Origin of the sequence: Aquitalea sp. (assembly GCF_030150775.1) — a bacterium.
GTDB classification, from domain to species: domain Bacteria; phylum Pseudomonadota; class Gammaproteobacteria; order Burkholderiales; family Chromobacteriaceae; genus Aquitalea; species Aquitalea denitrificans.
On the sequence record NZ_JASLFG010000061.1, the window covers coordinates 22,634 to 48,496 of the forward strand.

Sequence of the window (25,863 nt, forward strand, 5' to 3'; positions counted from 1 at the left end):
TTGTCAGGAGGGCGCTGTAATGAACAGTAAAATCCACGACTTTGTTGCCATCGGCATCGGCCCCTTCAACCTGGGCCTGGCCTGCCTGAGCCAACCGCTGGACGGGCTGGATGGTGTGTTTCTCGATCAGGCCAGCGGCTTTGACTGGCACCCTGGCATGCTGCTGGAAAATGCCACCCTGCAAACGCCGTTCCTGGCCGACCTGGTGACGCTGGCCGACCCCACCAGCCGCTTCAGTTTTTTGAACTACCTCAAGCAAAGCGGGCGGATTTACGCGTTTTACATCCGCGAAGACTTTTTCATGCTGCGTCAGGAGTACAACCAGTACTGCCAGTGGGTGTGCGCGCAGCTGGAGAGCCTGCGCTGGCAGCGCCGGGTAGAGCGGGTGGAGTACGACGAAATCAATCACCTCTATCAGGTGCATTGCCACAACCTGGCCACCGGCGAGGCCGAGCTATACCGTGGCCGCCATCTGGTGCTGGGCACCGGCACCGTGCCGCTGTGGCCTGAGTGCTGCCAGTCGGTGCAGCAGCAGGCCAGCCACTCCGCCAGCTATCTGGCGGACAAGGCCGCCTTGCAGCGCCAGCCTTCCATCACCATCGTCGGCAGCGGGCAAAGCGCGGCGGAGATTTATTACGACCTGCTGCAAGACATCGACCGTTACGGCTACCAGCTGAACTGGCTCACCCGCTCGCCGCGTTTCTTCCCGCTGGAATACACCAAGCTGACGCTGGAGCTGACTTCACCGGAATATGTGGATTACTTCCACCGGCTGTCGTTGCCGCAGCGCGACCAGTTGTTGCAGCAGCAAAAAGGCTTGTTCAAGGGCATCAATGCCAGCCTGATCAACGACATTCACGAACTGTTGTACCGCAAGCACCTGAGCGGCACGCCCAACACCCTGCTGCTGGCCAATACCGTGCTTACCGATTGTCGGCATGACAAGGCCAGCGGGCGCTTCGTGCTCAGCCTGCAGCAGCAGGAACAACAGCAGGACTTCCAGCTGGAAACCGCCGCTCTGGTGCTGGCCACCGGTTATGGCTACCGCCAGCCAGACTTCCTGGCACCGATTGCCGGGCGCATCCAGCGTGATGCCCGTGGCCGCTTTGCTGTAGCGCGCGATTACAGCATCGATGCCGACCACCGCCTGTTTGTGCAAAACGCCGAACTGCACACCCACGGCTTGTCGTCGCCGGATCTGGGCATGGCGTGCTATCGCAATGCCCGGCTGATTCACAGCATGACCGGGGTTGCCCACTATCCGGTGGAGCAGCGCATTGCCTTCCAGCAATTCACCGTGCCGCAGTCGCAACCCGCGCCGGAGCGCCTGAGCGCATGAGGCGGGTATTGCTGACCCTGACCAGCCTGGCGGTGGTGGGCGATGCGGTATTGCTGCCGTTTTATCCCCAGTACTTTGCCAGCCGCTTCGGGGTGAACGATGCCAGCCTGGTGGGTAATTACCTGGCTGCCATGTGCCTGGTGGTAATGCTGGCGCTGCCCGCCTGGGCAGCACTGGCGCGGCGGGTGGCCTTGCTGCGGCTATTGCCTGTCACCCAGCTGGCCGCCGCCTTGCTATGCCTGTGCAGCGCCTTCAGCAACAGCATGCCGGTCTTCTGGCTGGCATCGCTGGGCATGGTGGCGTGCAAGGCCAGCTATCTGCTGATTTACCCGCTGCTGATGAGCCAGACCCCACGGCAACAGCACGGCAGCCTGATCGGCCTGCTGTCGGTGATTGTCCACTTTGGTGGCATTGGCGGAGCCTTGCTGGGTGGTGCCTTGCTGGGCCTGTTGCCGCCGGGGGATATCTTCTTGCTGATGGCGCTGGCAGACCTGCTGCAGATGGCCTTGTGCCTGTGGCTGCGCTGGCATCCGCGCGCGTCCTGCGCCACCCCGGAGGCAGAGCAGGAGCAGGCAAGCAGCCCGCAGGCGGCAGGTGCTGCGCTGCGGCGGCTGGGACTGCTGATGCTGTTGTTCTACTGCAGTGCCTATCTGGTACGCGGCTTCTTTGCCCTGTACTGGCAGCAGCAAAGCGGTATCGACAACAACCTGCTGGCCGCTGCGGTGTTTGCCCTGCCTGCTGCCATGGCCTTGCTGGGTTTGTGGCATGCGCGGTGGCGTTCGCAGCGTGGCCTGGCGGCAACGGCTGGCCTGCGCCACCTGTGGTGGCTGGGAGCGGCCGGTCTGCTGTTGCAGGCCCAGCCCTGGCTGCCACTGCTGTTGCTGGGGCGCTGCCTGTTTGGCTGGGCGCTGTTTCAGCTGACGGTATGGCTGGACCTGCAATTGTTCCGCCACAGCAGCCCGGCACGCTATGCCCGCGACTACAGCCGCATCAGCCTGTGCCAGAACCTGGGCGTGTTGCTGTCCTCTTCCGCCGCCGGTGTGCTGGTGGCAGGCCATGGCTTGCTGGCCCCGTTTGTCGCTGCGGCGCTAGGGCTGCTGCTGTGCTGGCTGTTATCCCCTGTATTGCTGCGGGAACCTGCCCCGGCACTTTCCCAAGGAGTTTGCCCATGACGGCGCGTTTACCTTTGTTCACCCGTCAGGTGGAGGGTTTTGGCTGCTTTCGCCTGCATGCCTTGCGCATTCCCGAGGACATCCCCTTGCTGCATGACTGGGTGCAGCGTGATTACGCCCGCTACTGGGGCATGCAGGGGCATGCGCTGGCAGCGGTCACTGCCGCCTATGCCGGCTTGCAGGCCAGTGGCCATGCCCAGGCCTGGCTGGCCTGGCTGGACGATGCACCGGCTTTCCTGATGGAGCGCTACGACCCGGCCCATGACCAACTGGGCCGCCATTACCCGGTGCAGCCCGGCGATATCGGCATGCATCTGCTGCTGGCTCCGCCAGTGCAGCCGCGCAGTGGTTTTAGCCGGGTGGCGATGGATACGGTGCTGGCGGCCCTGTTTGCCGAACCGTCCGTCCGCCGCGTCGTGGTGGAGCCGGATGTGCGCAACGACAAGATCCACCAGCTCAACCGCTATGCCGGCTTTGTCTATCACGGCGAAATCGCGCTGCCGCACAAGCGTGCCGCGCTGGCCTTTTGCACACGGGCGCAGTTTGACGCCCATTTGCAAGCCATCGCCGACCAGGCCACGTGTGCACTCTGACAACATTTACCCTGCCGGGGCAGCCGCTGTCAGGCGGCCACGCCCTGGTGCAAGGAACACCATGCAAAACGTCAATCATCAACATCCGCAACAACTGGTTTCCCATCTGCAGCCGGCCATCTGGGCCAAGGTCAACCGCCTGCTGCTGCGCAAGGCCATTGCCGAGTTTTCCCACGAACTGTTGCTGACACCAGAACTGCAGCATCAGCAGGACGGCTGGGGCGAATACCGCCTGCCCATTCCGGATGGCAGCGGCGCATACACTTTCCGCGCCCGTGTGCTGGCGCTGGAGCACTGGCTGATCGACCCGGCATCCATCCGGCGCACCGTGCGGGGTGCCGCCGCCGAGCTGGACGCGCTGGCCTTCATCATCGAATTCAAGGCGGTGCTGGGCATTGGCGACGACATGATGCCGGTGTACCTGGAGGAAATCAGCAGCACCCTGTATGGCAGTGCCTACAAGCATGCCCGTGGCGGGCTGAGTGCCGAGGAACTGACCCGGGCGGATTTCCAGTCGGTGGAAACCTCGATGATGGAAGGGCATCCGGGCTTTGTCGCCAATAACGGCCGTATCGGCTTTGATGCGGTGGATTACCTGCGCCATGCGCCGGAAGCCGCGGCACCGCAGCGCCTGATCTGGCTGGCGGTACACAAGGCGCGCGCCACCTTCTCGTGCGCGGCCGATCTGGACTACCAGCGCCTGCTGCAAGAAGAGCTGGGCAGCGAGGTGCTGGCCGGTTTTGCCCGCCAGCTGGCCGCTCAGCAACTGGACATGGACGACTACCTGCTGATGCCGGCCCACCCCTGGCAGTGGTTCAACAAGCTGGCCATTTCCTTTGCGCCGGAAGTGGCACAGCGCCATATCGTCTGCCTGGGGTATGGCGAGGATGCCTATCTGGCGCAGCAGTCCATCCGCACCTTCTATAACATCAGCCAGCCGCAGCACCGCTATGTGAAAACCGCGCTGTCCATTCTCAATATGGGCTTCATGCGCGGGCTGTCGCCGTATTACATGCTGGCCACCCCGGCCATCAACGACTGGATCCGCCAACTGGTGGACAGCGATGCCTACCTGCGCCAGCAAGGCTTTGCCATTTTGCGCGAAGTGGCTTCCATCGGTTTTCGCAATCCCTATTTCGACAGCGGCATCAGCAAGGACTCGCCGTACAAGAAAATGTTGTCGGCACTGTGGCGTGAAAGCCCCGCGTCCTTGCTGGCACCGGGCAAGCGGCTGATGACCATGGCCGCGCTGCTGCATATCGATGCGGCCGGAGAATCCTTGCTGGCCGCGCTGATCAGGAGTTCCGGCCTGGATGCGCGCAACTGGGTGGCGCGCTATCTGCAAGCCTATCTGGCACCGCTGCTGCATTGCTTCTATGCCCACGAGCTGGTGTTCATGCCGCATGGGGAAAACCTCATCCTGCAGCTGGAAAACAATATCCCGCAGCGCGCCATCATGAAGGACATTGCCGAGGAAGCCGCCATCCTGAACCCGGACGCCGCCCTGCCGCCAGCGGTAGCGCGGCTGGCGGTGAAGGTGCCGGAACACATGAAGCTGCTGGCCTTGTTCACCGATGTGTTCGACGGCTTCTTCCGCTACCTGTCCGCCATTCTGGATGAGCATTGCGGCCTGCCCGAGCAAGCGTTCTGGCAGGAGGTAGGCCAGTGCGTGCGCACTTACCAGGCGCAATTCCCGCAGCTGGCCGAGCGTTTTGCCCGCTACGACCTGTTCATGCCGGAATTTGACCGCTCATGCCTCAACCGGCTGCAACTGGGCAATAACCAGCAAATGCTGGATCTGGCCAACCCGGCGGGCAACCTCAAGTTTGCCGGCACCTTGCGCAATCCTCTGGCTAATCATGTGGCCGACTGATCGGGCCGCAGGCAGCACACTGCCGCTGGGCCGTTTGCTGCCGCTGCTGGCCCGGGCGCTGCCCGGGCTGGAGGGCCGGGTAGGGCTGCCCGCGCCGGATGAGTTTGCCATCAGCACCGCCAGTGCTGCCATCGGCCAACTGCTGCACTACCTGCGTCAGCAGCATCCGGAAGCCGGCCCGCATTACTGGGGCTGCCGCAGCTGGAGCCTGCTGCTGTGGCAGCCCGCCTATGCCACGGTGCTGGCGGTGGAGCTGGCAGCAGTGCTGCCGGATTTCACTGCCATGCAGCAGCGCTTGCTGCCCGGCATGGTGGCCGGTTTCAGCCTGCCGGAGCAAATGCTGCAGCCTGCCGCTATAGCCAGCCTGCGCCAGCAGGCTGCGCGGCAACTGACGGAGATGGCCGACTGCCTGCATGCCCAGCTACACGCCCAGCAGCCATTGCACCCCAAGCTGGCAGGCCGCTTATTGGCCGATTGTGTGGCCGCTGCCTTGCTGCGGGTGCAGCAGCAGCGCCCGGCGCTGGCCAACACCACCGTGACCGACTGGTGTGGGCAGTGGCTGGATGCAATGCAACTGCCGCAGGCCAGCGGGCTGTGGCCGGTGGCGCTGGAGCAGGGCGGCGAGCGGCTGGCACTGGCACGGCGTGCCTGCTGCCAGCATTTTCGCCGCTGTGACGGGACACTGTGCAGTACGTGTCCGAAATTGAAACCGGCAGCGCGCATTGCGCTGCTCAGACAGGAGTGGGCACAACAAGATGTTGAGCTTGCATGATATCCAGGTGCAGCGTCAGGGGCGCTGCCTGTTGCAGTTACCAGCCTTGCAGCTGGATGGGACGGCGTTCACCGTCATTCTGGGGCATAACGGCTCCGGTAAATCCACCTTGATGAATGTGTTGGCGCGCCAGTTGCAGCCCGATCAGGGCCAGGTGCTGCTTAATGGCGCGCCCAGCTCCCGCCTGTCCGCCCGCCAGTTTGCCCGCCAGGTGGCGTACTTGCCGCAGCGACTGCCGGACGCTGCCGGGCTGACGGTGGCGGAACTGGTGGCGCTGGGACGTTATCCCTGGTGCGGGGTGTTTGGCCGCTGGCGGGAGCAGGATAGCGCCGTGGTGGCGCAGGCGATGGCCGATGCCGATGTCAGCCAGTATGCCGCGCGGGCGGCGGACAGCCTGTCCGGCGGCGAGCGCCAGCGGGCCTGGATTGCCATGCTGCTGGCCCAGCAATCGCCGCTGCTGCTGCTGGATGAGCCCACCTCGGCGCTGGATCTGGCCCATCAATACGAAATGATGGGCCTGCTGCGCCGCCTGAACCAGCAGACCGGACGTGGTGTGGTGGTGGTGCTGCATGATCTGAACCTGGCGGCCCGCTTTGCCGACCGCATCATCGCCTTGCAGCGCGGTGCCTTGTATTTTGACGGCAGTCCGCTGGAGTTATTGCATTCGCCGCGGCTGTCCGGCCTGTACGGCATAGAAATCCGCTTGCTGGAGCAGGCCGGGCAGGCCTGTCCGGTGGCGGTGGTGGCCTGATATGGAGCATGTGATTGCCAAGCCCGGCCAGGGGGCCGGGGCGCATGGTCATCTGCGCTGGATATTGCCGGTGCTCTGCCTGCTGGCTGGCGTGCACCTGTGGCTTAACGGAGGCATGCCGCCTGCCGGGCCGTGGCAGCAGCAGCAGGACATTGCCAGCCTGCAGTTTTATTACGCCAGCCTGCCACGCATGGTGATGGCGCTGCTGGCCGGGGCGGCACTGGGCTTGTCCGGCAGCGTGCTGCAACAACTCAGCGGCAATCGACTGGTGTCTCCCATGACGCTGGGCATTTCATCGGGTGCCTGGCTGGGTGTGGTGCTGGCTGCCGTGGTACTGCCCGACAATCCCTCCTTGAGCAGCGGCTGGCCAGCCTTGCTGGGTGCCATGCTGGCGCTGGGGCTGGTCTTGCTGCTGGCCGGACCGCGCGGGCTGAACGGCTTGCCGCTGGTGCTGGCCGGCATGGCGGTGAATCTGCTGCTGGGCGGCATGGCCACCATGCTGGTGTTATTGCACGACCAGTACGCCAGCAATCTGTTTGTCTGGGGGGCTGGCGATCTGGCGCAAATAGACTGGCAATGGGCGCAGTGGCTGTGGCCGCGCCTGCTGCCTGCCGCGCTGTTGCTGTGGCTGGCACCCCGGCCACTGGCCATGCTGTCGCTGGGCGTGGCTGCCGCGCGCGGCCGAGGGCTGGCACTGGGTACCATTCTGCTGCTGTTGCTGGCGGCACTGTGGCTTAGCGCGGTGACGGTGACGGCGGTGGGGCTGATCGGTTTCATCGGCCTGCTGGCTCCCAATCTGGCCCAGTTGCTTGGCGCGCGCCGTCCGCTGGCGCAACTGGCCTGCAGTGCGCTGCTGGGGGCGGCTTGCTTGCTGGGCAGCGATTGTCTGGCACTGGCCATCGGCCACTGGGCGGGCAGCAGCCTGCCCAGCGGCGCGGTGACTGCCTTGCTGGGCGGGCCGCTGCTGCTGTGGCTGGTACGGCGCAGCCTGAGCACGGCCCAGCAAGCGGCCGTGCTGCACATGGCCGGCGGTCAGCGCCGTTGGCGTACCGGCGATTGGCTGCTGCTGTTGCTGGCCTTGCTGGGCTTGGGCTGGCTGAGCATTGCATTGGCCCCCGGCCCCGATGGCTGGCAATGGGGTTGGCCGGATGCCTTGTTATGGTCGCTGCGCTGGCCGCGCAGCCTGGTGGCCCTGAGTGCCGGGGCGGGCCTGGCGCTGGCTGGCGTGCTATTGCAGCGGCTGCTGCGTAACCCGCTGGCCAGTCCCGATCTACTCGGCCTGTCGGCTGGCTCCACCTTGTGCATGCTGCTGGTGGCCGCTTGCCTGGGGCGGCCCTTGCAGCAGGACGCTACCATGCTGGCGTTGCTGGGGGCCTTGCTGGTGCTGGCCGGTTTGCTATGGCTGGGCCGTCGCCACCAGTATGCGCCGGGCATGATGGCGCTCAGCGGCATTGCCCTGGCTGCCATGCTGGATGCCATGTTGCAAACGGTGCTGGCCAGGGGCACGCCGGACAGCCTGGCGGTATTGGCATGGTTGTCCGGTTCCAGTTACCGGGTGACACCGGCGCATGCGGTGTGGCTCAGCCTGACGGTGCTGTTGTTGGCGCTGGCGGCGCTGGCCTGCCAGCGGGTGTTGACCCTGCTCAGCCTGGGCGATGGCCTGGCACAAGGGCGTGGCCTGCATCTGGCTGCCGCCCGTCTGGGCCTGTTGCTGCTGGTGGCCGTGCTGACTGCGGCGGTGACCGCGGTACTGGGGCCGGTGGCGTTTCTGGGCCTGCTGGCACCGCATATTGCCAGCATGCTGGGTGCGCGGCAGGCGGCAACACAGTTGCTGGTGGCCGCCTTGCTGGGGGCCGGTTTGCTGCTGCTGGCCGACTGGCTGGGGCGGGTGGTGATTTACCCGCGGCAACTGCCATTGGGCATGCTGGCATCGGTTTTGTGCGGTTGTTATTTCCTGTTGTTGCTGGGGTGGCAACGCCTGCGGCGTGGAGGTGGGCAATGAGGCGTGGCTGGTTTTGTGTCCTGTTGTGGTGGGTGCTGGCCTGCCCGGCCATGGCCGGTGGTGTGGATGAGCTGAGGGCGGCAGCGGCCATGCCGGCAGCCAAGCGGATTGTGGCGCTCAGCTGGGAGGCGGCAGAAAACCTGCTGGAGCTGGGAATCACCCCGCTGGCGGTGGCGGATGCCGACGATTACCGCCGCTGGGTGGCGCAGCCCTTGTTGCCCGCCGGAGCGCTGTCGGCGGGCAGCCGGCTGGAGCCGAACCTCGAATTGCTGGCCAGCCTGAAGCCCGATCTGATCCTCAGCAGTCCGGTGCTGGGTGCCTTACGTCCGCGCCTGCAAGCCATTGCTCCGGTGCTGACCATCGATGCTTTCCGTCAGAACGAAGACCATGCCCAGGTGGCCGAAGCCATTTTCCTGCAACTGGGCCGGGTGCTGGGCCGCCAGCCGCAGGCTGACACCAGGTTGCACCAGCTGGCACAGGGCTTTGCGCAATTGCGTCAGCAATTGCAGGCGCATGGTGCCCGGCGTCTGCCACGGGTGCAGGTGATCCGTTTTGCCAATGCCTCCAGCGTGTATGTGTATGGCAGCAATGCCATGCCGGTGCTGGCCTTGCGCCGGCTGGGGCTGAATACCACCGGCACGCCGGCGGCTTCGGTATGGGGAATCAGCCAGCAGCGGGTGGTGGATCTGGCAGCCTGGCGTGACGAGGTGGTGCTGTATCAGCAGCCGTTTGCTGAAGCCGGGCGGCTGTTTGTCAGCCCGCTGTGGCAGGGCATGCCCTTTGTCCGGCAGCAGCGGCTGGCAGCCGTGGCACCGGCCTGGAGTTATGGCGGGGTGGGTTCCTTGTATTACCTGGCCCAGCGCATGACGGCTGCCTTATTGCAGTTGCCGCTGCTGGCTGACAAGCCGATGGCAGCAAACCGGCCTAGCCTCCGGTCATCGACATGAAGCGCACTACCTGCTGCGGCTGCTGGATGAATTCGTGTTTTTCCGGCTTCAGTTCGATGGCGGCGCGGATGGCGGCTTCCAGTTCGGTGTCGCTGCAACCGGCGCGCAGCAGCGGGCGCAGCTCCAGTTGTTCTTCCTGCCCCAAGCACATGTATAGCGTGCCATCCACCGATAGCCTTACCCGGTTACAGGTGGCACAGAAGTGCTGCGACATCGGCGTGATCAGCCCCAGGGTGAAGCTGGCATCAGCATTCTGCCAGTAAGAGGCCGGGCCGCCGCCCAGGCTGCGGCTGCTGGCAATCAGGCCGTGCTGGTGTGTCAGCTTGTCCAGCAACTGGCTCAGGTCCAGCCCCTGCGCGGCCTGGCCGGTACTGCCCATCGGCATGGCTTCGATCAGGCGCAGCACGAAACCCTGCTCCATGCAGTAGGCCAGCATGGACTCGATATCACCGTCATTCACCCCGGCCAGCGGCACCATATTGATCTTGATATTGGCAAAGCCGGCAGCTTTGGCTGCTGCCAGCCCGTCCAGCACCTTGCCCAGACTGTCGCTGCCACTGATGCTGGCCACGCAGTCGCGCCGCAAGGAATCCAGGCTGATGTTGAGCCGGTGCAGGCCGGCGGATTTAAGCGGTGCGGCCAGGCTGGCCAGCTGGGTGCCATTGCTGGTGAGCGACAAGTCTTCAACCCCCGGCAGTGCCGCCAGTGCGCCCACCAGTTGCGGCAAGTCACGCCGCAGCAGCGGCTCGCCACCGGTCAGGCGAAAGCGCCGCGTGCCCAGCCGGGCAAAGGCGGCCACCACGCGCTGTATTTCGTCAAAGCGCAGCCAGTTGGCCGGTTCCTCGAAACCCTTGAAGCCTTTGGGAATGCAATAGCTGCAACGCAGGTCGCAACGGTCGGTGACGGATACCCGCAGATAGTCGATGGCTCTGCCAAAACGGTCGGACAGCATGGCTGGCACCAGTAGGGGAGAATGGTTGCCAGTGTATGCTGCCGGCCCGGTCTTGCCAGTTGGCCAGTGGTGGGCATGCATCTAGGTCAGAGGGAGTAGGGCAGGATGGCAGATCGGGCAGGCGGTGTCCTGCCCGGGCCATCAGGCGGCGATGACGCAGTTGCGGCCCTGGTTCTTGGCCTGGTATAGCGCGCTGTCCACCCGCATGATCAGGCTTTCCACCGTTTCCTGCTCCTGATGGATGGCCACGCCAATGCTGACCGTGATGGCTGGCAGTTTGTCATGGCGTGTTTGTGCCACGGTCTGGCGTAAGGATTCGGCCAGTAGCAGGGCATTGTCGCGGCTGGTTTGGGGCAGCAGGATGACAAACTCTTCGCCGCCCCAGCGGCAGACGCTGTCCACGGCACGCACACGCGACTCCAGCGTCTTGGCCAGCCATACCAGTACTTCGTCGCCGGTAAAGTGGCCGTAGCGGTCATTGATGTGCTTGAAGTTGTCGGCATCCAGCAAAATCAGGCTGAAGTCATTGCCAAAGCGTTGTTTTTCCTGAATGGAGCGTTCCAGTTGCAGCAACAGGTGGCGGCGGTTCCACAGTCCGGTGAGCGGGTCTTTCAGGGCCGCTTGTTCCAGTTCGGATTTCAGGCGCTTCTGCTCGGTGATGTCATGAATCACGCACAGCATCAGGCGTTTGCCGTGAATGACCACCGGGCCGGCATAGGTTTGCACGTCACGCAGGCTGCCGTCGGCCAGGCGGTGGACAAAGCTGAGCGGCTTGTGTCCGCCAGGCAGTTGGGCAATGTGCTGCATCACCGGCAGGATGGCCCGGCCCATGGCATTGATTTCCCAGGTGTGCTTCTCGGTGAATTCGGTCCGGCTGTAGCCATAAAAGCGGATTGCGGCTTGGTTGACGTTGACGATGCGGCCTTCGTCGGCGGGGTCGATCAGCAGCATGGGAGCGCTGTTGGTCTGCATCAGCATTTCGTGAAAGCTGCCTTCCCGGCCTGCTGCAGCCGGCAAGGAATGTGGCGGTGCGATGGCCGCGAGCATGCCTTCCACCAGAATGGCATTGCGGCCATCTTCCAGCAGAAAGTCTCCCAGATGGCAGCCAAGGGCTTGCGCTTCGTCTTGCCCTCGCACGGTCCAGATTTCCACCACCTGCTCGTGCTGCAGCATGCTGGGCGTGTAGTCGGCCAGCCTTTCCTGTGCGCGGGCCGACAGGCAGCCACCGCGCAGATCGGCCACTGTTTGCCGGCTGGCCATGGCCAGTGCCTGCCGGTTGGCAAACAGGATTTCATCGGTGGCCGGCAGGATGATCCATACCGGGGTATTGAGCGCGTCCAGCAGCGCATATGCATTCATGGCGGCAAGCGGGCCTGGGGGGGCCAGTGGTGGGGCTATGCATGACATGGTAGTTGTCCTTTTGCCGGCCTTCAACAGGGATGTTGCTGAATCCGGCAAGATATCAGGGCAGCTTGTCCAGACCGTGTTCGACGGCAAACAGGGCAGCCTGTACCCGGCCATTCAGATTGAGCTTGCGCAGGATGTTCTGCACATGCACCTTGATTGTGCTCTCGGCCAGATCCAGTGAGCGGGCGATTTCCTTGTTGCTGACGCCACGGCTGAGCCAGGCCAGGATTTCCCGCTCACGCTGGGTCAGTTGCTCTACCCCGGCACGCTTGCTGCGGGATGCTTCGCCACCGCGTAGTTGCAGCAGCAGCTTTGAGGTCATTTCCGGTGACAGCACGCTGTCACCCTCCACCGCGCGGCGGATGCTTTCCAGCAGGAAGTCGGCATTGATGTTTTTCAGCAGATAGCCACGGGCGCCGGTTTTCAGGCATTCGGCCAGATCTTCGCCGTCTTCCGATACAGTAAGCATCAGCACCGCCAGTTGCGGCTGGGTAACCAGGATTTGTGCCAATGCCTCGCGGCCATTCATCTGCGGCATGTCGAGGTCCAGCAGCACTACGTCCGGCTTCAGTTGCTCGCACAGCTTCACGCCTTCCAGGCCGTCGGCGGCTTCGCCAACGATTTCAAAGTCGCTTTGTCTTTGCAGCAGGGCTTTGAGGCCGCTGCGGAACAGGGTGTGGTCGTCGACCAGTAGGATACGGGTGGTTGTCATGCGGCTTGTCTTTCGGTATGGGGTAGCAGCAGGCTGACTTCGGTGCCGCCATCGGCATGGGCCTGAATGCTGATCTGGCCGTGAATGCGCGAAGCGCGTTCCTGCATGATGGACAGACCGACGTGGCTGGCGCGGCGGCTGGCAACCTGGGCTTCGTCAAAGCCGCAGCCATCGTCGCGGATCTGCATGTGGAAGTCGGCATCGTTGCGGATATCCACCCGCACGCGGCGGGCGTGGGCATGTTTGCGCACATTGGACAGTGCTTCTTGCAGGATGAAGATTACCTGCAGCTGCTGTTGCGGATTGAGTGCCAGGCCATTGCCGCTGAGGTTGAGCTGAGCGGGGACGCGTGCCTGCTTTTCAAAGCGGTCAAGCAGGGTGCGTACTGCGTCGCCGAAGTCTTCCTTGTTGATGCGGGTGCGGAAGTTGAGCAGCAACTCGCGTACGTCTTCGTAGCATTCCTGGACGCCGGTACGGATGAAGGCCAGGTTTTCCTGGGCCTGTTCGGTGTGCTTGTCGGCCAGTGCCGCTTCCAGCATCTGTACCTGCAGGTTGAGGAAGGACAGGGACTGGGCAATGCTGTCATGCAGGCCCTGCGCCATCAGATTGCGCTCTTCAGCCACGGCAAATTGCTGGTCGCGGGCGGCCAGACGCTGGTTTTCCACGGCCACGCCCAGATGGCTGCCCAGGGTTTCCAGCAAAAACTGGTCTTGCGGTGGCAGCTTGGGCGTCTGGTAAAAATACAGGGTGAAAATGCCGACATTATTCTGGTTGTGACGGATGTGAAATACCGAAATGCTGGCAAAGCCGGCACGCTGGCAGTGCTTTTCCTCTGTGGCCGGCAGACGGTCGAAGCGGTGGATGACGGACACCGGCTGCTGTACGGCATCGCCGCACAGACAGCCGTCGATGGGGGCGCAGTCGTCATGTTCCACCATGTCGTCCGGCAGGCCTTGCTGGGCAATCAGCTCCAGTCTGCCGCGCTTGAAATCCACCAGCCGCACACTGCCGGCATCAGCCCCGGTCAGTTCGATCAGCCGGCTGATGAAGCCGCTGCACATATTGTCCAGCGTGTGCGAGCCATGCAGGAAGGCCGTGACATTGTAGAGCGCGGCCAGCTGGCGGTTTTTTTCTTCCACCGAGCGGGTTTTTCCCGCCACTTTCTGTTCCAGCGTGGTGTAGAGGTCCTGCAGGCGGTCAGCCATCTGGTTGAAGCCGGTGGCAATGGTGGCAAATTCGTCATTGCTGTCCACCTCGACCCGCGCGTCCAGCTTGCCGTCACGCAGGCGCAGCATGCCCTCGCCCAGTGCATTGAGCGGGCGGATCACCAGCAGGAACAGCAGGAACATCATGCTGAAGGAGCCGACAATGGCCATGGCAATCAGCGCCATCTGGAAGAACCGCAGCAAGGTGGTGTTGCGTGCATTGTCTTCTTCCACCAGTTTTACCAGTCGGTCGATGCGGTTGACGAAGCTGGCAATGTCAGGGCGTTCCATCTTGCGGCTGCTGGTGCTTTGTACGGAGGCAGCTTCCAGCAGCGGCAGCATGTCGTGCTGCCAGGATTGTTCGATACTGGCCACCTGCTGATGTACGGACAGATTGTCCGGCAGAAAAAGCGGCCGGGCCGGGTCGCCTTTTTTCAGGCGGGCCAGGATAAAGGCAAATTGCTGTTCTTCATCATGCACGGTGGTCAGCGGCGCGCCTTCGCTCACTTGCAGGGCGATGTGGTAGCTGCGCATGCGCAGGCTGCCGGCATCGTTGATGGCGGCGGCACCGCCTTCCAGCTTCCATGACAGCACCAGGGTGTAGCCGATGGAGGTCATGGCCAGCAGCAGCCAGGCAATGGTCAGCATCAGCAGCTTGGTGGAAAGGCTGCGCAATTGCGGGGTCTGGTAAAGCATCATCTGGGTACTGGTCCGGTAAGGCTGGAGGGGAGTGGGGTCGGGCCGACGCAGGGCCAGAACCGTGTCTGTTTCCAGCTTAACAATAATGGCAGCAGAGTGTGACGACAATTCGCCACAAGATGGAGTATCCGTCATGATTTCTGGCCTGCTGCAAGCCAGGCCTGGCAAGGATTTTTGCTTGTATATCCCTCTTAGTGATTAGTTCCTCTTCCCCATCTGCCGTTGTTGCCTAGCTCCTCATGCCGCCCGCAGTGCTGCTATCGGTGAATATTTCCCGTGCCCATAAAAGGGTTAAATGTCTTTATCCCAATAGTGGAGCAAAAGCATCATGGCTTCTTTACGCTTCAAGCAGTATGCCGTGCTGGCATCAAGCACCGTGGCATTTACCATCTGTTTCATGATCTGGATGATGTTTGCGGTACTGGGCATCCCCATCAAGCAGCATCTGGGTCTGAATGAAACCGAATTCGGCATTCTGGCGGCTACGCCGGTATTGTCCGGCTCGCTGATCCGCGTGCCACTGGGTATCTGGACCGACCGTTTCGGCGGTCGCATCGTGCTGTTTCTGCTGATGCTGATCTGCGTGCCCTTCATCTTCATCATGCAGTATGCCACCGCCTATTGGCAGTTTCTGGCCATTGGCCTGCTGGTGGGCCTGGCAGGCGGGGCTTTTTCGGTAGGCACGCCCTATGTGGCGCGCTGGTTCAAGCCGGAACAGCAGGGCATGGCAATGGGAGTGTTTGGTGCCGGTAATGCCGGTTCCTCGCTCACCAAGCTGGTGGCACCGGGCATCATCGCCGTAGGTGGCTGGCAACTGGTACCGTCGGTATACGCCGGCATCATGCTGGTGACAGCCATCCTGTTCTGGCTGTTTTCCTATCAGGATACTGCGCATCTGGTTAGCAGCAAAGTGAGCCTGCGCTCCCAGATGGCACTGATGAAGAACCCGGCTGTGCTGCGCTACTGCCAGTATTACTCGGTGGTTTTCGGCGGTTATGTCGCACTGGCACTGTGGATGACCAAATACTACGTGGGCGAGTACGGCTTTGACATCAAGCATGCAGCCTTTCTGGCGGCCTGTTTCTCCCTGCCCGGTGGCGTGCTGCGTGCCATGGGTGGTTGGTTGTCCGACCGCTTCGGTCCCTACAAAGTCACCTGGGGCGTGATGTGGACCTGCTGGGTCGCATTCTTCATCCTGTCCTACCCGCAAACCGATTTCAGCATTACCACCACGCACGGCGTGCAAAGCTTCCATATCGGCATGGGCGTGACCCAGTTCACCCTGATGCTGTTTGGGGTGGGTATTGCCATGGCCATCGGCAAGGCTTCGGTGTTCAAGTTCATTGCCAATGAGTTTCCCGACAATATCGGTGCGGTATCCGGCGTGGTAGGCCTGGCTGGTGGTATGGGCGGTTTCCTGTTGCCCATCCTGTTTGGCGTGCTGCTGGATATCACTGGTGTGCGCAGCAGCGCCTTCATGCTGCTGTACGGCACGGTGTGCGTGTCGCTGGTGTGGATGCATTTTTCCTTCAAGCCTGAGCAGGGCAAGGCCGTGGCCGCAGTGGCCCAACAGTCGGCCTGAAAGTAGCAACCCCATTTTTGATTGATGGCCGTGTGGCCGTCAGGGAGGACGTGATGTCACATGTACTGGACCGGTGGGAACCGGAAAGCAAAGATTTCTGGCAGCAGGAAGGCAAGGCGGTTGCCCGACGCAACCTGTGGATTTCCATCCCCGCGCTGATGCTGGCCTTTGTCATCTGGCAGGTGTGGAGTGTGGCGGTGCTCAACATGCCCAATATCGGCTTTAGCTACAGCCAGAACCAGCTGTTCTGGCTGGCCGCGCTGCCAGCGTTGTCTGGGGCCACGCTGCGGATTTTCTACAGCTTCATGGTGCCGATTTTTGGTGGCCGCAAGTGGACAGCCATTTCCACTGCCAGCCTGCTGATTCCGGCCATCGGTATCGGCTTTGCCGTGCAGGACCCCAATACCAGCTATATCACCATGGTGGTGCTGGCGCTGCTGTGCGGCTTTGGTGGCGGCAATTTCAGCTCCTCCATGTCCAATATCAGCTTCTTTTTCCCCAAGGCGGAAAAAGGCACGGCGCTGGGCCTGAATGCAGGCCTGGGCAATCTGGGCGTATCGCTGGTGCAGTTTGTGGTGCCGCTGGTGATTACCATGGGTGTATTCGGAGCCTTTGGTGGTGAACCGCAAGTATGGGTGAAGGCTGCCGTGCACAAGAAAATGTGGCTGCAGAATGCCGGCTTTGTCTGGGTGCCCTTCATCGTGCTGTCCACCATTGCTGCCTGGCTGGGCATGAATGATATCGCTTCGGCCCGCGCGTCCTTTGCCGATCAGGTCGTCATTTTCAAGCGCAAGCACAATTGGCTGATGTGCTGGCTGTACATTGGTACTTTCGGCTCCTTCATTGGTTTCTCTGCCGGTTTCCCGCTGCTGATGAAAGGCCAGTTCCCGGATGTAGATCCTACCAAGTACGTGTTCTATGGCCCGCTGGTGGGTGCGCTGGCGCGTCCGGTTGGCGGCTGGCTGGCTGACAAGATTGGCGGTGCCAAGGTAACCCAGGCGGTATTCCTGCTGATGATGCTGGCTGTTGGTGGTGTGCTGACCTTTTTGCCGCACGCAGGTCAGGGTGGCAACTTCCAGGGCTTCTTCGCCATGTTTCTCTGCCTGTTTGCGCTGACCGGCGTGGGTAATGGCTCCACCTTCATGCAAGTGCCGGTGATTTTCCTCACCTTGCATCAACGCCTGGCCGGCAAGAGCGAGGCCGCGCAGAAACAGGCGCAGGCCGATGCCACCCGCGAAGCGGCCGCAGTACTGGGCTTCTCCGGTGCCATCGGGGCCTATGGCGGTTTCTTCATTCCCAAGAGTTATGGCACGTCCATTTCCATGACCGGTGGTGTGGAGGCTGCGCTGTACGCCTTCATCCTGTTTTACGCCAGCTGCGTGCTGATCAACTGGTGGTTCTACGCTCGCAAGAATGCGGAAATCCGTTGCTGACAAACCGCAAAACATAGTCTCCTTGTCAACAGGAAGTACGGGGGAAGCGCAGATGCTTCCCCCTTTTTATTGGGAAGGCATATTTGTTGCTAGCTAAAAGTTTCCTATGCTTAATGCATTGCAACAAGCAATTCACCCCACGACGATTGTGAGGCCTTCATGTTGTCCAGACTTTCCATCGCAAGCAGGCTTGGCCTGCTGATTTTGCCCTTCGTGCTGGTGATTGCCGGGCTGGCTGGCGTGCTGTCGCTGGAAAAATGGCAAAGCCTGTCCCGGCTGCAGGCTTCCGGCCAACTGCTGCAGGTAGCAGGCAAGGCCAGCAGCCTGATTCACCAATTGCAGACCGAACGGGGCCTGAGCAATGGATTTCTGAGTGCGGCGGGCAGTAGCCTGCCGGATGAGCTGAAAACAGTGCGCCAGCAAACCGATAGCGCGCTGGCCGATTTCCACGCCAGCTTGGCGACACTGCCGGATGCCAGCCAGGCAGCAGCGGCAGACCAGCAGGTACGCACCTTGCTGCAGGGGCGTGCTGCCATCGACAGCCGTAGTCTGCCGGCAGGGCAGATGTTCACCACCTATTCCGACAATATCGAGCAACTGATTGGTCTGATTGCCGGCCTGGCTGGCAGTACCAGCGATGCTGGTTTACTGCGTGATGCCGTGGCGTTGGTCAATCTGCAATGTCAGAAGGAATTTGCCGGACGTGAACGCGGTTTCATCAATGGTGTGCTGGGCCGTGGCAGTTTTGACCAACCCGCATTGCTGCAGGCTGCCGGCATGCAGGCACGGCAACAGGCCTGTGCCAGTCAGCTGCGGCTGGTGGCAACCGGCCAGATCAGGCAGGCATCGCAGCAGGCGGACCAATCCGCGGAAGCTGCTGCCGTGCAAACCATGCGCCAACAGATGATGTCCGTGCCGTTGGGGCAGTCGCTGGGCGTGGCGCCGGCCCTGTGGTTCAAAACCGCCAGCACGCAAATGGCCAATCTGAAAAAGCTGCAGGATGCATTGCTGCAGCAACTGGATGACAATGTGCAGCAGCTGTTGTCCCAGGCCACTTTCCAGTTGTGGTTCACCCTGCTGGGTTCTGCTGCCACCATCCTGCTGCTGTCGGTACTGGGCTGGGCCATCTACCACAGTGTAGAGCGGCCTATTTCCCGGCTGGAGCAACTGATGAGCGGCATGAGCCGCGATTTTGACCTGTCGCGCCGGGCGGCGCTGCCCGGCAGTGATGAAATCGCCCGCATGGGTCATGCGTTTGACCATCTGGCCGACGCCTTTGCCGACACCCTGCGGCAGATCAAGACCGAAGCGCACCAGATGATGTCAGCAGCCAATTCCTTGAGCGATGTATCGGCCCGTGCCGCCTCCACGGCGGAAGTGCAGAGCCGTTCCTCGGTTGATATTGCGGCGGCCATCGAGGAAATGTCCGCCGGCATCGCCGCCGTGACCGACAACGCCTTGCAGGCCATGCGGGTGGCGCAGGACATGCAGGGTTGTGTCGACGATGGCCGCGAGCGCATGCACAGTACCGCTACCACACTGAGTGAAACCGCGGATGGTCTGACCCATACCGGTGAAAGTGTCGATATGCTGCGCGACAAGTCCGAGGGTATTCACAGCATTGTCACCGCCATCCGCGAGATTGCCGACCAAACCAATCTGCTGGCGCTTAACGCTGCCATCGAAGCAGCACGGGCCGGTGAGATGGGGCGTGGCTTTGCTGTGGTGGCCGATGAGGTGCGCAAGCTGGCCGAGCGCACCAGCAAGGAAACACTGGATATTGCCGCATTGATTGAGGATATCCGTCGCGAAACCCGTGACGTGGCACAGCAGATGGCGACCGCGCGTCAGCGTATGCAGGGTGGTATGGCGGAAGTGGATCTGACCGTGGAAGATCTGGCGCTGATTCATGACAAGGCCAGCGACACCGCCGACAAGAGCCGCAGTACCACGCTGGCGATGCAGGAGCAAACCGCAGCCAGCAACGATGTGGCCACCAATGTCAGCAAGATTGCCGCCCTGGCCGAAAACAATGCTCACATCGTGCAGGAAGCTGCCACCTTGTCAGGCCAGCTTAACCGCGCCGCCAGCAAGATGGTGGCGCTGGTCGATCGCTTCCAGCACACCAGCCACTGAGGCGGTACAAGCCCCTTTATTGCAGATTGATTGCTGATCCGGCGGCATCTGGCACCAGTGGCGAAACTCCCCGCCGATTAGCAATCATCTGCACCACGCTGGGTGGGTCTGGTTTATTGGTACTGCACGGTGTAATTGACGCTGGCGACGACAGAGCCTGCAGTTGCTACACCAGTGGCATGGTATTTTGCCAGGTAGTTCAGGGTAGCGCTGCCGCTGCTGATCGGAAATGCCGTGCCGCTACTGCCAAACACGCTGCTGGTTTGCCCGATGGGAATGTGAGTGCTTGAGGTCGTATTGTAGATGGCAATATCGACATTACTTGCGGTTCCCGTATTGATCAGCCGCCCGGCAGCGTTGACATTGCTGTCATTCTCAAACCAGATGGCGGCCTGAGTGGCTGAGCCGGTACAGCCGCTCAGGGAAATGGAAAACGGGGTAGTGCCTGCGGTGGCCAAGGCTGCGGATAGTGCTTTGGTGGAGATAGACGGCAAGGTAATGGCGCCATTGTTGCCGCTCCCCGCGACGCTAATGGTACAGGTGGTTGTGGCAATATTTCCTGTGAATGAAATGGTGCCGTCATAAGCATGTGCTTGAGAAATGAACCCTGCGTAGGCAATGCAGAAGGTGGCGAATGTGCGCTGCATGGAACTGCTCCTGATGGTATGTTTTCCCGAGATACGGCCTAAGGCAATTCACTCATTTTTTAGAAATGCTTATTAATAGTGGTAATGAGTTTGAAGTTGCCTTTTGTATATAGATAGTCTTTCTTGGTATGGGAAGTTTCCATCCTTTAGTACAGGTTCTATTGGGGGGCTTGTTCCCGACCGGGTCTCGTTGCCGGCTTTAGCGTGAACCCGCCTCAAGGCAGCCAGCCTGTGTAGTCCTGCCTACTCCTTATGGCTTAGCACGCCTCCTCACTCTGCGTTGCCTGTTTGCCACCTGTGGTGAATGGGCGCTGTTGTTGTCCGGCCGTAATCTTTGCAGGGTAAGCAAAGGCTGCGCGGCAAGGCCGCTGCACCGCATCTGGCGGTAAAAACTTGGAGGCAAGATGAGCCATTTTCTGGACAGACTGAATTTCCTTGGCAAGGTGAAATCCACCTTTGCCGATGGCCATGGCGCGGTGGTAAATGAAGACCGCCAATGGGAAGACGCCTATCGCCAACGCTGGCAGCACGACAAGATCGTGCGCTCCACCCACGGGGTGAACTGCACCGGCTCCTGTAGCTGGAAGGTATATGTCAAGAATGGTCTGATTACCTGGGAAACCCAGCAGACCGACTACCCGCGTACCCGGCCGGACCTGCCCAACCACGAACCGCGTGGTTGCCCGCGTGGTGCGTCGTACAGCTGGTACGTGTATTCGGCACAACGCGTGAAATACCCGATGATCCGCGGTCGCCTGGCCAAGCTGTGGCGCGAAGCGCGCAAGAGCATGAGCCCGGTGCAAGCCTGGGAACACATCAGCCAGAATCCGGAACTGGCCAAGCAGTACAAGAGCAAGCGCGGCCAGGGTGGCTTTGTGCGCGCCAACTGGGATGAAGCCAACGAAATCATCGCGGCTTCCAATGCCTACACCATCAAGAACTATGGTCCGGACCGCGTGGTGGGCTTCTCGCCGATTCCCGCCATGTCCATGGTGTCCTACGCTGCCGGTAGCCGTTACCTCAGCCTGATCGGCGGCGTGCCGCTGTCCTTCTACGACTGGTATTGCGACTTGCCGCCGGCCAGCCCGCAAATCTGGGGCGAACAGACCGACGTGGCCGAATCGGCCGACTGGTACAACTCCACCTACCTGATGGTGTGGGGTTCCAATATTCCGATGACCCGTACCCCGGACGCCCACTTCTATACCGAAGTGCGCTACAAGGGCACCAAGACCGTGGCCGTTTCCAGCGACTTTGGCGAAATGGCCAAGTTTGGCGACATCTGGCTGGCACCGAAGCAGGGCACCGATGCCGCGCTGGCCATGGCCATGGGCCATGTCATCTTCAAGGAATTCCACCTGGACAAGCCGTCGGCCTACTTCACCGACTACATCCGCCGCTACACCGACATGCCGATGCTGGTGACGCTGCGCCAGGATGGCGAACGCTATGTGCCGGACTATTTCCTGCGCGCCAGCCATCTGGCTGACAACCTGAACGAAGACAACAACCCGGAATGGAAGACCCTGGTCTTCGACGAAACCAGCGGCGACATCGTGGCACCTACCGGTTCCATCGGCTTCCGTTGGGGTCAGAGTGGCAAGTGGAACCTGCAACAGCATGACGGCAGCACTGGCCGCGAAGTATCGGCCCGTCTGTCCTTGATTGACAACCGTGACGACGTGGTTGGCGTTGGCTTCCCCTACTTTGGCGCGGAACATGACGAGCTGCTCACCCGCAATGTACCGGCCCGCAAGGTAGTACTGGCTGATGGCAGCAGCGCACTGGTGGCCACGGTATTCGACTTGATGGCAGCCAACTACGGCATCGACCGTGGTTTGGGCGGCGGCAACGTCACCAACGACTACATGGCCGATGTGCCTTACACCCCGGCCTGGCAGCAAAAACACACCGGCGTGAAGCCGGAAATGGTGATCCAGGTAGCGCGCGAATTCGCCCAGAATGCCGATCAGACCCATGGCAAATCCATGGTGATTGTCGGTGCCGCGCTCAATCACTGGTATCACATGGACATGAGCTACCGCGGCATCATCAACATGCTGATGATGTGCGGTTGTATCGGCCAGAGCGGCGGCGGCTGGTGCCACTATGTGGGCCAGGAAAAACTGCGTCCGCAAACCGGCTGGGCTCCGCTGGCTTTTGCCGGTGACTGGGTACGCCCGTCGCGCCAGATGAACGGCACCAGCTTCTTCTACGCCCACACCAGCCAGTGGCGGCATGAAAAGCTGGGCATCAATGAAATCCTGTGCCCGACTGCCGACGGCAAGATGGCCAATCTGAGCCTGATCGACTACAACGCCAAGGCCGAACGCATGGGCTGGCTGCCGTCTACCCCGCAGCTGACCACCAACCCGCTGGACATTACCCGCGCCGCCAAGGCTGCTGGCCAGGAAGCCATCCCGTTTGCCGTGGACAGCCTGAAAAACGGCACGCTGGACATGTCCTGCAACGATCCGGACAACCCGAAGAACTTCCCGCGCAATATGTTTGTGTGGCGTTCCAATATCCTGGGCAGCTCCGGCAAGGGCCACGAATACTTCCTCAAATACCTGCTGGGCACGCAAAACGCGGTAATGGGCAGCGAAGACGACTGCATCAAACCGACCGAAATCACCGTGCGTCCGGCGGTGGAAGGCAAGCTGGACCTGCTGGTAGTGCTGGACTTCCGCATGTCCACCACTTGCCTGTACGGCGACATCGTGCTGCCGACCGCCACCTGGTATGAAAAGGACGACCTGAACACGTCCGACATGCACCCCTTCATCCACCCGCTGTCCGAAGCCGTACAGCCGCTGTGGCAGGCCAAGTCCGACTGGGAAATCTACAAGGGCTTTGCCAAGAAGATTTCCGAAATCGGCAAGGACTACCTGGGCGTGCAGCAGGATCTGGTGCTCACCCCGCTGATGCATGACACCCCGCAGGAACTGGGCCAGCCGTTTGACCCGCGTGACTGGAAGAAGGGCGAGTGCGAGCCGATTCCGGGCAAGACCATGCCTGCCATGACCGTGGTGGAGCGCGATTACGGCGCCATCTACGACAAGTTCACCTCTATTGGCCCGCTGCTGGAAAAAGTGGGTAATGGCGGCAAGGGCATCAGCTGGAAAACCGGCCATGAAGTAGATGTACTGCGCGGCCTGAACCACACCGTGGCCGAGGGCGCGGGCAAGGGCCAACCCAAGCTCAATACCGCCATCGACGCCGCCGAGATGATTCTGACCCTGGCACCGGAAACCAATGGCCACGTAGCGGTGAAAGCCTGGGAAGCATTGTCCAAGATCACCGGTATCGACCATACCCATCTGGCACTGCCGCGCGAGCATGACAGCATCCGCTTCCGCGATGTGCAGGCACAGCCGCGCAAGATCATTTCCTCGCCCACCTGGTCGGGCCTGGAAAGTGAAGAAGTCAGCTACAACGCCGGCTACACCAATGTGCACGAGCTGATTCCATGGCGCACCATCACCGGCCGCCAGCAGTTCTATCAGGATCACCAGTGGATGCGCGCTTTTGGCGAGGGCCTGTGCGTGTACAAGCCGCATGTGGACCTGAAAACCACCCAGGCCATCCTGGGCAAGAAGTCCAACGGCAACCACGAGCTGGTGCTCAACTTCATCACCCCGCACCAGAAATGGGGCATTCACAGCACCTATTCGGACAACCTGCGCATGCTGACGCTGTCGCGTGGCGGCCCGCACGTGTGGGTATCGGAAGTGGACGCCAAAAAGGCCGGCATCGTCGACAACGACTGGATCGAAGTATTCAACGTCAACGGCACGCTGACCGCCCGTGCGGTGGTATCGCAACGCGTACCGGAAGGCATGACGCTGATGTACCACGCCCAGGAGAAGATCGTGAACGTGCCGGGCGCGGAAACCAGCGGCAAGCGCGGTGGCATCCATAACTCGGTCACCCGTGCGGTCACCAAGCCGACGCACATGATTGGCGGTTACGCCCAGCTGTCCTGGGGCTTCAACTACTACGGGACAGTAGGTGCCAACCGTGACGAATTCGTCATCGTGCGCAAGATGAAAAAAGTTGACTGGATGGATCAGCCTGCAGGAGAAGACAAATGAAGATCCGTGCACAAATCGGCATGGTGCTGAACCTGGACAAGTGCATTGGCTGCCATACCTGTTCGGTTACCTGCAAGAACGTCTGGACCAGCCGCGACGGTGTGGAATACGCCTGGTTCAACAACGTGGAAAGCAAGCCCGGCATCGGCTACCCCAAGGACTGGGAAAATCAGGAAAAATGGCAGGGCGGTTGGGAACGCAAGCCTAATGGCAAGCTGGTGCCCAAGCAGGGCGGCAAGATGCGCATTCTGGCCAATATCTTTGCCAACCCCAACCTGCCGTCCATCGACGACTACTACGAGCCCTTCACCTTCGATTACGAGCATCTGCAGAACGCGCCGGAAATGCAGACGCCGCCGACGGCCCGCCCGGTGTCGGTGCTGACCGGCAAGAAGATGGACAAGATCGAATGGGGCCCCAACTGGGAAGACGACCTGGGCGGCGAGTTTTCCAAGCGCAGCAAGGATGCCCTGTTTGAGGGTATCCAGAAGGAAATGTACTCGGCCTTCGAGAACACCTTCCTGATGTATCTGCCGCGCCTGTGCGAACACTGCCTGAACCCGGCCTGTGTCGCCTCCTGCCCGTCCGGTTCCATCTACAAGCGCGAAGACGATGGCATCGTGCTGATCGACCAGGACAAGTGCCGTGGCTGGCGCATGTGCGTGTCCGGCTGCCCGTACAAGAAGATTTACTACAACTGGACCAGCGGCAAGGCCGAAAAGTGCATCTTCTGCTACCCGCGTATCGAAGCCGGTCAGCCGACCGTGTGCTCGGAAACCTGCGTAGGCCGCATCCGCTACCTGGGTGTGCTGCTGTACGATGCCGACCGCATCGAAGCCGCTGCCAGCGTGGAAGACCCGAAGAGCCTGTACGAAGCCCAGCTGGGCGTGTTCCTGGACCCGAACTCGCCGGAAATCCAGGCCGAAGCCCGCAAGCAGGGCATTCCGGAAGCCTGGATCAGCGCCGCGCAGAATTCGCCGGTGTACAAGATGGCCATGGAGTGGAAAGTAGCCTTCCCGCTGCACCCGGAATACCGCACCCTGCCCATGGTGTGGTACATCCCGCCGCTGTCGCCCATCCAGAGCGCGCTGGAAAACGGCCTGATCGGTGAAAACGGCATCATCCCGGACGTGAAAGACCTGCGCATTCCCATCCGCTATCTGGCCAACCTGCTGACCGCAGGCAAGGAAGAACCGGTGGTGAGCGCACTGGAAACCATGGTGGCCATGCGCCGCTACATGCGCAAAAAGAGCGTGGAGAAAATCAGCGATCCGGCCACCCTGCGCGGCACGCATCTGAAACCGGCCCAGGTGGAAGAAATGTACCAGGTGATGGCGATTGCCAATTACGAAGACCGCTTCGTGATTCCGTCCAGCCACAAGGAAATGGTGGAAAACACCTTCGATGACAAGGCCAGCTGTGGCTTCACCTTCGGCAATGGCTGCTCCGGCGGCACGTCCGAATCCAGCCTGTTTGGCAAGAAGAAGGCCACCCCCATCGTGTTCCACGACATGCGGCGTGACCGCAAAGCCAACGCCGGGAGCTAA

The 25,863-nt window shown here is 61.5% G+C and carries 18 protein-coding genes; 13 read left to right on the forward strand and 5 right to left on the reverse strand.

Annotation, left to right across the window (positions count from 1 at the left end; genetic code table 11):
- Positions 1-19: 19 nt before the first annotated feature.
- The 8 genes from QVF59_RS20385 (at position 20) to QVF59_RS20420 (ending at position 9,449) form a co-directional block, all read left to right on the forward strand.
- Positions 20-1,339, forward strand: a complete 1,320-nt coding sequence (locus tag QVF59_RS20385; protein ID WP_287882339.1) for a lysine N(6)-hydroxylase/L-ornithine N(5)-oxygenase family protein — start codon at positions 20-22, stop codon at positions 1,337-1,339.
- Positions 1,336-2,511: an MFS transporter gene (locus QVF59_RS20390; protein WP_287882341.1), complete on the forward strand. Its 1,176-nt coding sequence runs from the start codon at positions 1,336-1,338 to the stop codon at positions 2,509-2,511. The genes QVF59_RS20385 and QVF59_RS20390 overlap by 4 nt, the downstream gene beginning before the upstream one ends.
- Positions 2,508-3,104 (forward strand): GNAT family N-acetyltransferase, encoded by a 597-nt coding sequence (locus tag QVF59_RS20395; RefSeq protein WP_287882342.1) that lies wholly within the window; start codon positions 2,508-2,510, stop codon positions 3,102-3,104. The genes QVF59_RS20390 and QVF59_RS20395 overlap by 4 nt, the downstream gene beginning before the upstream one ends.
- A gap of 61 nt (positions 3,105-3,165) precedes the next feature.
- Positions 3,166-4,977 carry an IucA/IucC family protein gene (locus tag QVF59_RS20400; protein WP_287882344.1) on the forward strand — a complete coding sequence of 604 codons (1,812 nt, stop codon included), beginning with the start codon at positions 3,166-3,168 and terminating at the stop codon, positions 4,975-4,977.
- Entirely contained in the window at positions 4,964-5,749 is a 786-nt protein-coding gene (locus QVF59_RS20405) for a siderophore ferric iron reductase (protein WP_287882346.1), read from the forward strand. Before QVF59_RS20400 ends, QVF59_RS20405 begins: the two co-directional genes overlap by 14 nt.
- Positions 5,733-6,500, forward strand: coding sequence for an ABC transporter ATP-binding protein (locus QVF59_RS20410; protein WP_287882348.1), 768 nt, complete (start codon positions 5,733-5,735; stop codon positions 6,498-6,500). Before QVF59_RS20405 ends, QVF59_RS20410 begins: the two co-directional genes overlap by 17 nt.
- Position 6,501: 1 nt before the next feature.
- Positions 6,502-8,502 (forward strand): Fe(3+)-hydroxamate ABC transporter permease FhuB, encoded by a 2,001-nt coding sequence (fhuB, locus tag QVF59_RS20415; RefSeq protein ID WP_287882350.1) that lies wholly within the window; start codon positions 6,502-6,504, stop codon positions 8,500-8,502.
- A complete protein-coding gene (locus QVF59_RS20420) occupies positions 8,499-9,449 on the forward strand; it encodes an iron-siderophore ABC transporter substrate-binding protein (protein WP_287882351.1) in 951 nt (316 codons plus the stop codon). Before fhuB ends, QVF59_RS20420 begins: the two co-directional genes overlap by 4 nt.
- On the opposite strand, the gene moaA is transcribed toward QVF59_RS20420, so the two are convergent.
- The 4 genes from moaA to QVF59_RS20440 form a co-directional block, all read right to left on the reverse strand.
- Positions 9,427-10,401, reverse strand: coding sequence for a GTP 3',8-cyclase MoaA (moaA, locus tag QVF59_RS20425; protein ID WP_287882352.1), 975 nt, complete (start codon positions 10,399-10,401; stop codon positions 9,427-9,429). The two genes, QVF59_RS20420 and moaA, sit on opposite strands and share 23 nt — an antisense overlap.
- Positions 10,402-10,542: 141 nt before the next feature.
- Positions 10,543-11,808, reverse strand: a complete 1,266-nt coding sequence (locus QVF59_RS20430) for a GGDEF domain-containing protein (RefSeq protein WP_240902603.1) — start codon at positions 11,806-11,808, stop codon at positions 10,543-10,545.
- A 55-nt stretch (positions 11,809-11,863) separates the two neighbouring features.
- A complete protein-coding gene (locus QVF59_RS20435) occupies positions 11,864-12,520 on the reverse strand; it encodes a response regulator (protein WP_287882355.1) in 657 nt (218 codons plus the stop codon).
- Positions 12,517-14,559: a type IV pili methyl-accepting chemotaxis transducer N-terminal domain-containing protein gene (locus tag QVF59_RS20440; protein WP_287882357.1), complete on the reverse strand. Its 2,043-nt coding sequence runs from the start codon at positions 14,557-14,559 to the stop codon at positions 12,517-12,519. Before QVF59_RS20440 ends, QVF59_RS20435 begins: the two co-directional genes overlap by 4 nt.
- A gap of 193 nt (positions 14,560-14,752) precedes the next feature.
- Between QVF59_RS20440 and QVF59_RS20445 the strand changes: the two genes are divergently transcribed.
- From QVF59_RS20445 to QVF59_RS20455, 3 genes are all read left to right on the forward strand, one after another.
- Positions 14,753-16,006: an MFS transporter gene (locus QVF59_RS20445; RefSeq protein ID WP_159875461.1), complete on the forward strand. Its 1,254-nt coding sequence runs from the start codon at positions 14,753-14,755 to the stop codon at positions 16,004-16,006.
- Positions 16,007-16,059: 53 nt separating this feature from the next.
- A complete protein-coding gene (locus QVF59_RS20450; RefSeq protein ID WP_159875462.1) occupies positions 16,060-17,439 on the forward strand; it encodes a NarK family nitrate/nitrite MFS transporter in 1,380 nt (459 codons plus the stop codon).
- Between the two features lie 159 nt (positions 17,440-17,598).
- Positions 17,599-19,575 carry a methyl-accepting chemotaxis protein gene (locus QVF59_RS20455; RefSeq protein ID WP_287882360.1) on the forward strand — a complete coding sequence of 659 codons (1,977 nt, stop codon included), beginning with the start codon at positions 17,599-17,601 and terminating at the stop codon, positions 19,573-19,575.
- Between the two features lie 113 nt (positions 19,576-19,688).
- On the opposite strand, the gene QVF59_RS20460 is transcribed toward QVF59_RS20455, so the two are convergent.
- A complete protein-coding gene (locus QVF59_RS20460) occupies positions 19,689-20,222 on the reverse strand; it encodes a fimbrial protein (RefSeq protein WP_159875464.1) in 534 nt (177 codons plus the stop codon).
- A 404-nt stretch (positions 20,223-20,626) separates the two neighbouring features.
- Between QVF59_RS20460 and QVF59_RS20465 the strand changes: the two genes are divergently transcribed.
- Complete coding sequence (locus QVF59_RS20465; RefSeq protein ID WP_159875465.1) at positions 20,627-24,316, forward strand: nitrate reductase subunit alpha; 3,690 nt, start codon at positions 20,627-20,629, stop codon at positions 24,314-24,316.
- A complete protein-coding gene (narH, locus tag QVF59_RS20470; RefSeq protein WP_159875466.1) occupies positions 24,313-25,863 on the forward strand; it encodes a nitrate reductase subunit beta in 1,551 nt (516 codons plus the stop codon). The genes QVF59_RS20465 and narH overlap by 4 nt, the downstream gene beginning before the upstream one ends.

Excerpts from the sequence above, each read along its gene's own strand:
- QVF59_RS20385 (WP_287882339.1), top strand. The coding sequence starts at position 20 with ATGAACAGTAAAATCCACGACTTTGTTGCCATCGGCATCGGCCCCTTC.
- QVF59_RS20390 (WP_287882341.1), top strand. The coding sequence starts at position 1,336 with ATGAGGCGGGTATTGCTGACCCTGACCAGCCTGGCGGTGGTGGGCGAT.
- QVF59_RS20395 (WP_287882342.1), top strand. The coding sequence starts at position 2,508 with ATGACGGCGCGTTTACCTTTGTTCACCCGTCAGGTGGAGGGTTTTGGC.
- QVF59_RS20400 (WP_287882344.1), top strand. The coding sequence starts at position 3,166 with ATGCAAAACGTCAATCATCAACATCCGCAACAACTGGTTTCCCATCTG.
- QVF59_RS20405 (WP_287882346.1), top strand. The coding sequence starts at position 4,964 with ATGTGGCCGACTGATCGGGCCGCAGGCAGCACACTGCCGCTGGGCCGT.
- QVF59_RS20410 (WP_287882348.1), top strand. The coding sequence starts at position 5,733 with ATGTTGAGCTTGCATGATATCCAGGTGCAGCGTCAGGGGCGCTGCCTG.
- fhuB (WP_287882350.1), top strand. The coding sequence starts at position 6,502 with ATGGAGCATGTGATTGCCAAGCCCGGCCAGGGGGCCGGGGCGCATGGT.
- QVF59_RS20420 (WP_287882351.1), top strand. The coding sequence starts at position 8,499 with ATGAGGCGTGGCTGGTTTTGTGTCCTGTTGTGGTGGGTGCTGGCCTGC.
- moaA (WP_287882352.1), bottom strand. The coding sequence starts at position 10,401 with ATGCTGTCCGACCGTTTTGGCAGAGCCATCGACTATCTGCGGGTATCC.
- QVF59_RS20430 (WP_240902603.1), bottom strand. The coding sequence starts at position 11,808 with ATGTCATGCATAGCCCCACCACTGGCCCCCCCAGGCCCGCTTGCCGCC.
- QVF59_RS20435 (WP_287882355.1), bottom strand. The coding sequence starts at position 12,520 with ATGACAACCACCCGTATCCTACTGGTCGACGACCACACCCTGTTCCGC.
- QVF59_RS20440 (WP_287882357.1), bottom strand. The coding sequence starts at position 14,559 with ATGACGGATACTCCATCTTGTGGCGAATTGTCGTCACACTCTGCTGCC.
- QVF59_RS20445 (WP_159875461.1), top strand. The coding sequence starts at position 14,753 with ATGGCTTCTTTACGCTTCAAGCAGTATGCCGTGCTGGCATCAAGCACC.
- QVF59_RS20450 (WP_159875462.1), top strand. The coding sequence starts at position 16,060 with ATGTCACATGTACTGGACCGGTGGGAACCGGAAAGCAAAGATTTCTGG.
- QVF59_RS20455 (WP_287882360.1), top strand. The coding sequence starts at position 17,599 with ATGTTGTCCAGACTTTCCATCGCAAGCAGGCTTGGCCTGCTGATTTTG.
- QVF59_RS20460 (WP_159875464.1), bottom strand. The coding sequence starts at position 20,222 with ATGCAGCGCACATTCGCCACCTTCTGCATTGCCTACGCAGGGTTCATT.
- QVF59_RS20465 (WP_159875465.1), top strand. The coding sequence starts at position 20,627 with ATGAGCCATTTTCTGGACAGACTGAATTTCCTTGGCAAGGTGAAATCC.
- narH (WP_159875466.1), top strand. The coding sequence starts at position 24,313 with ATGAAGATCCGTGCACAAATCGGCATGGTGCTGAACCTGGACAAGTGC.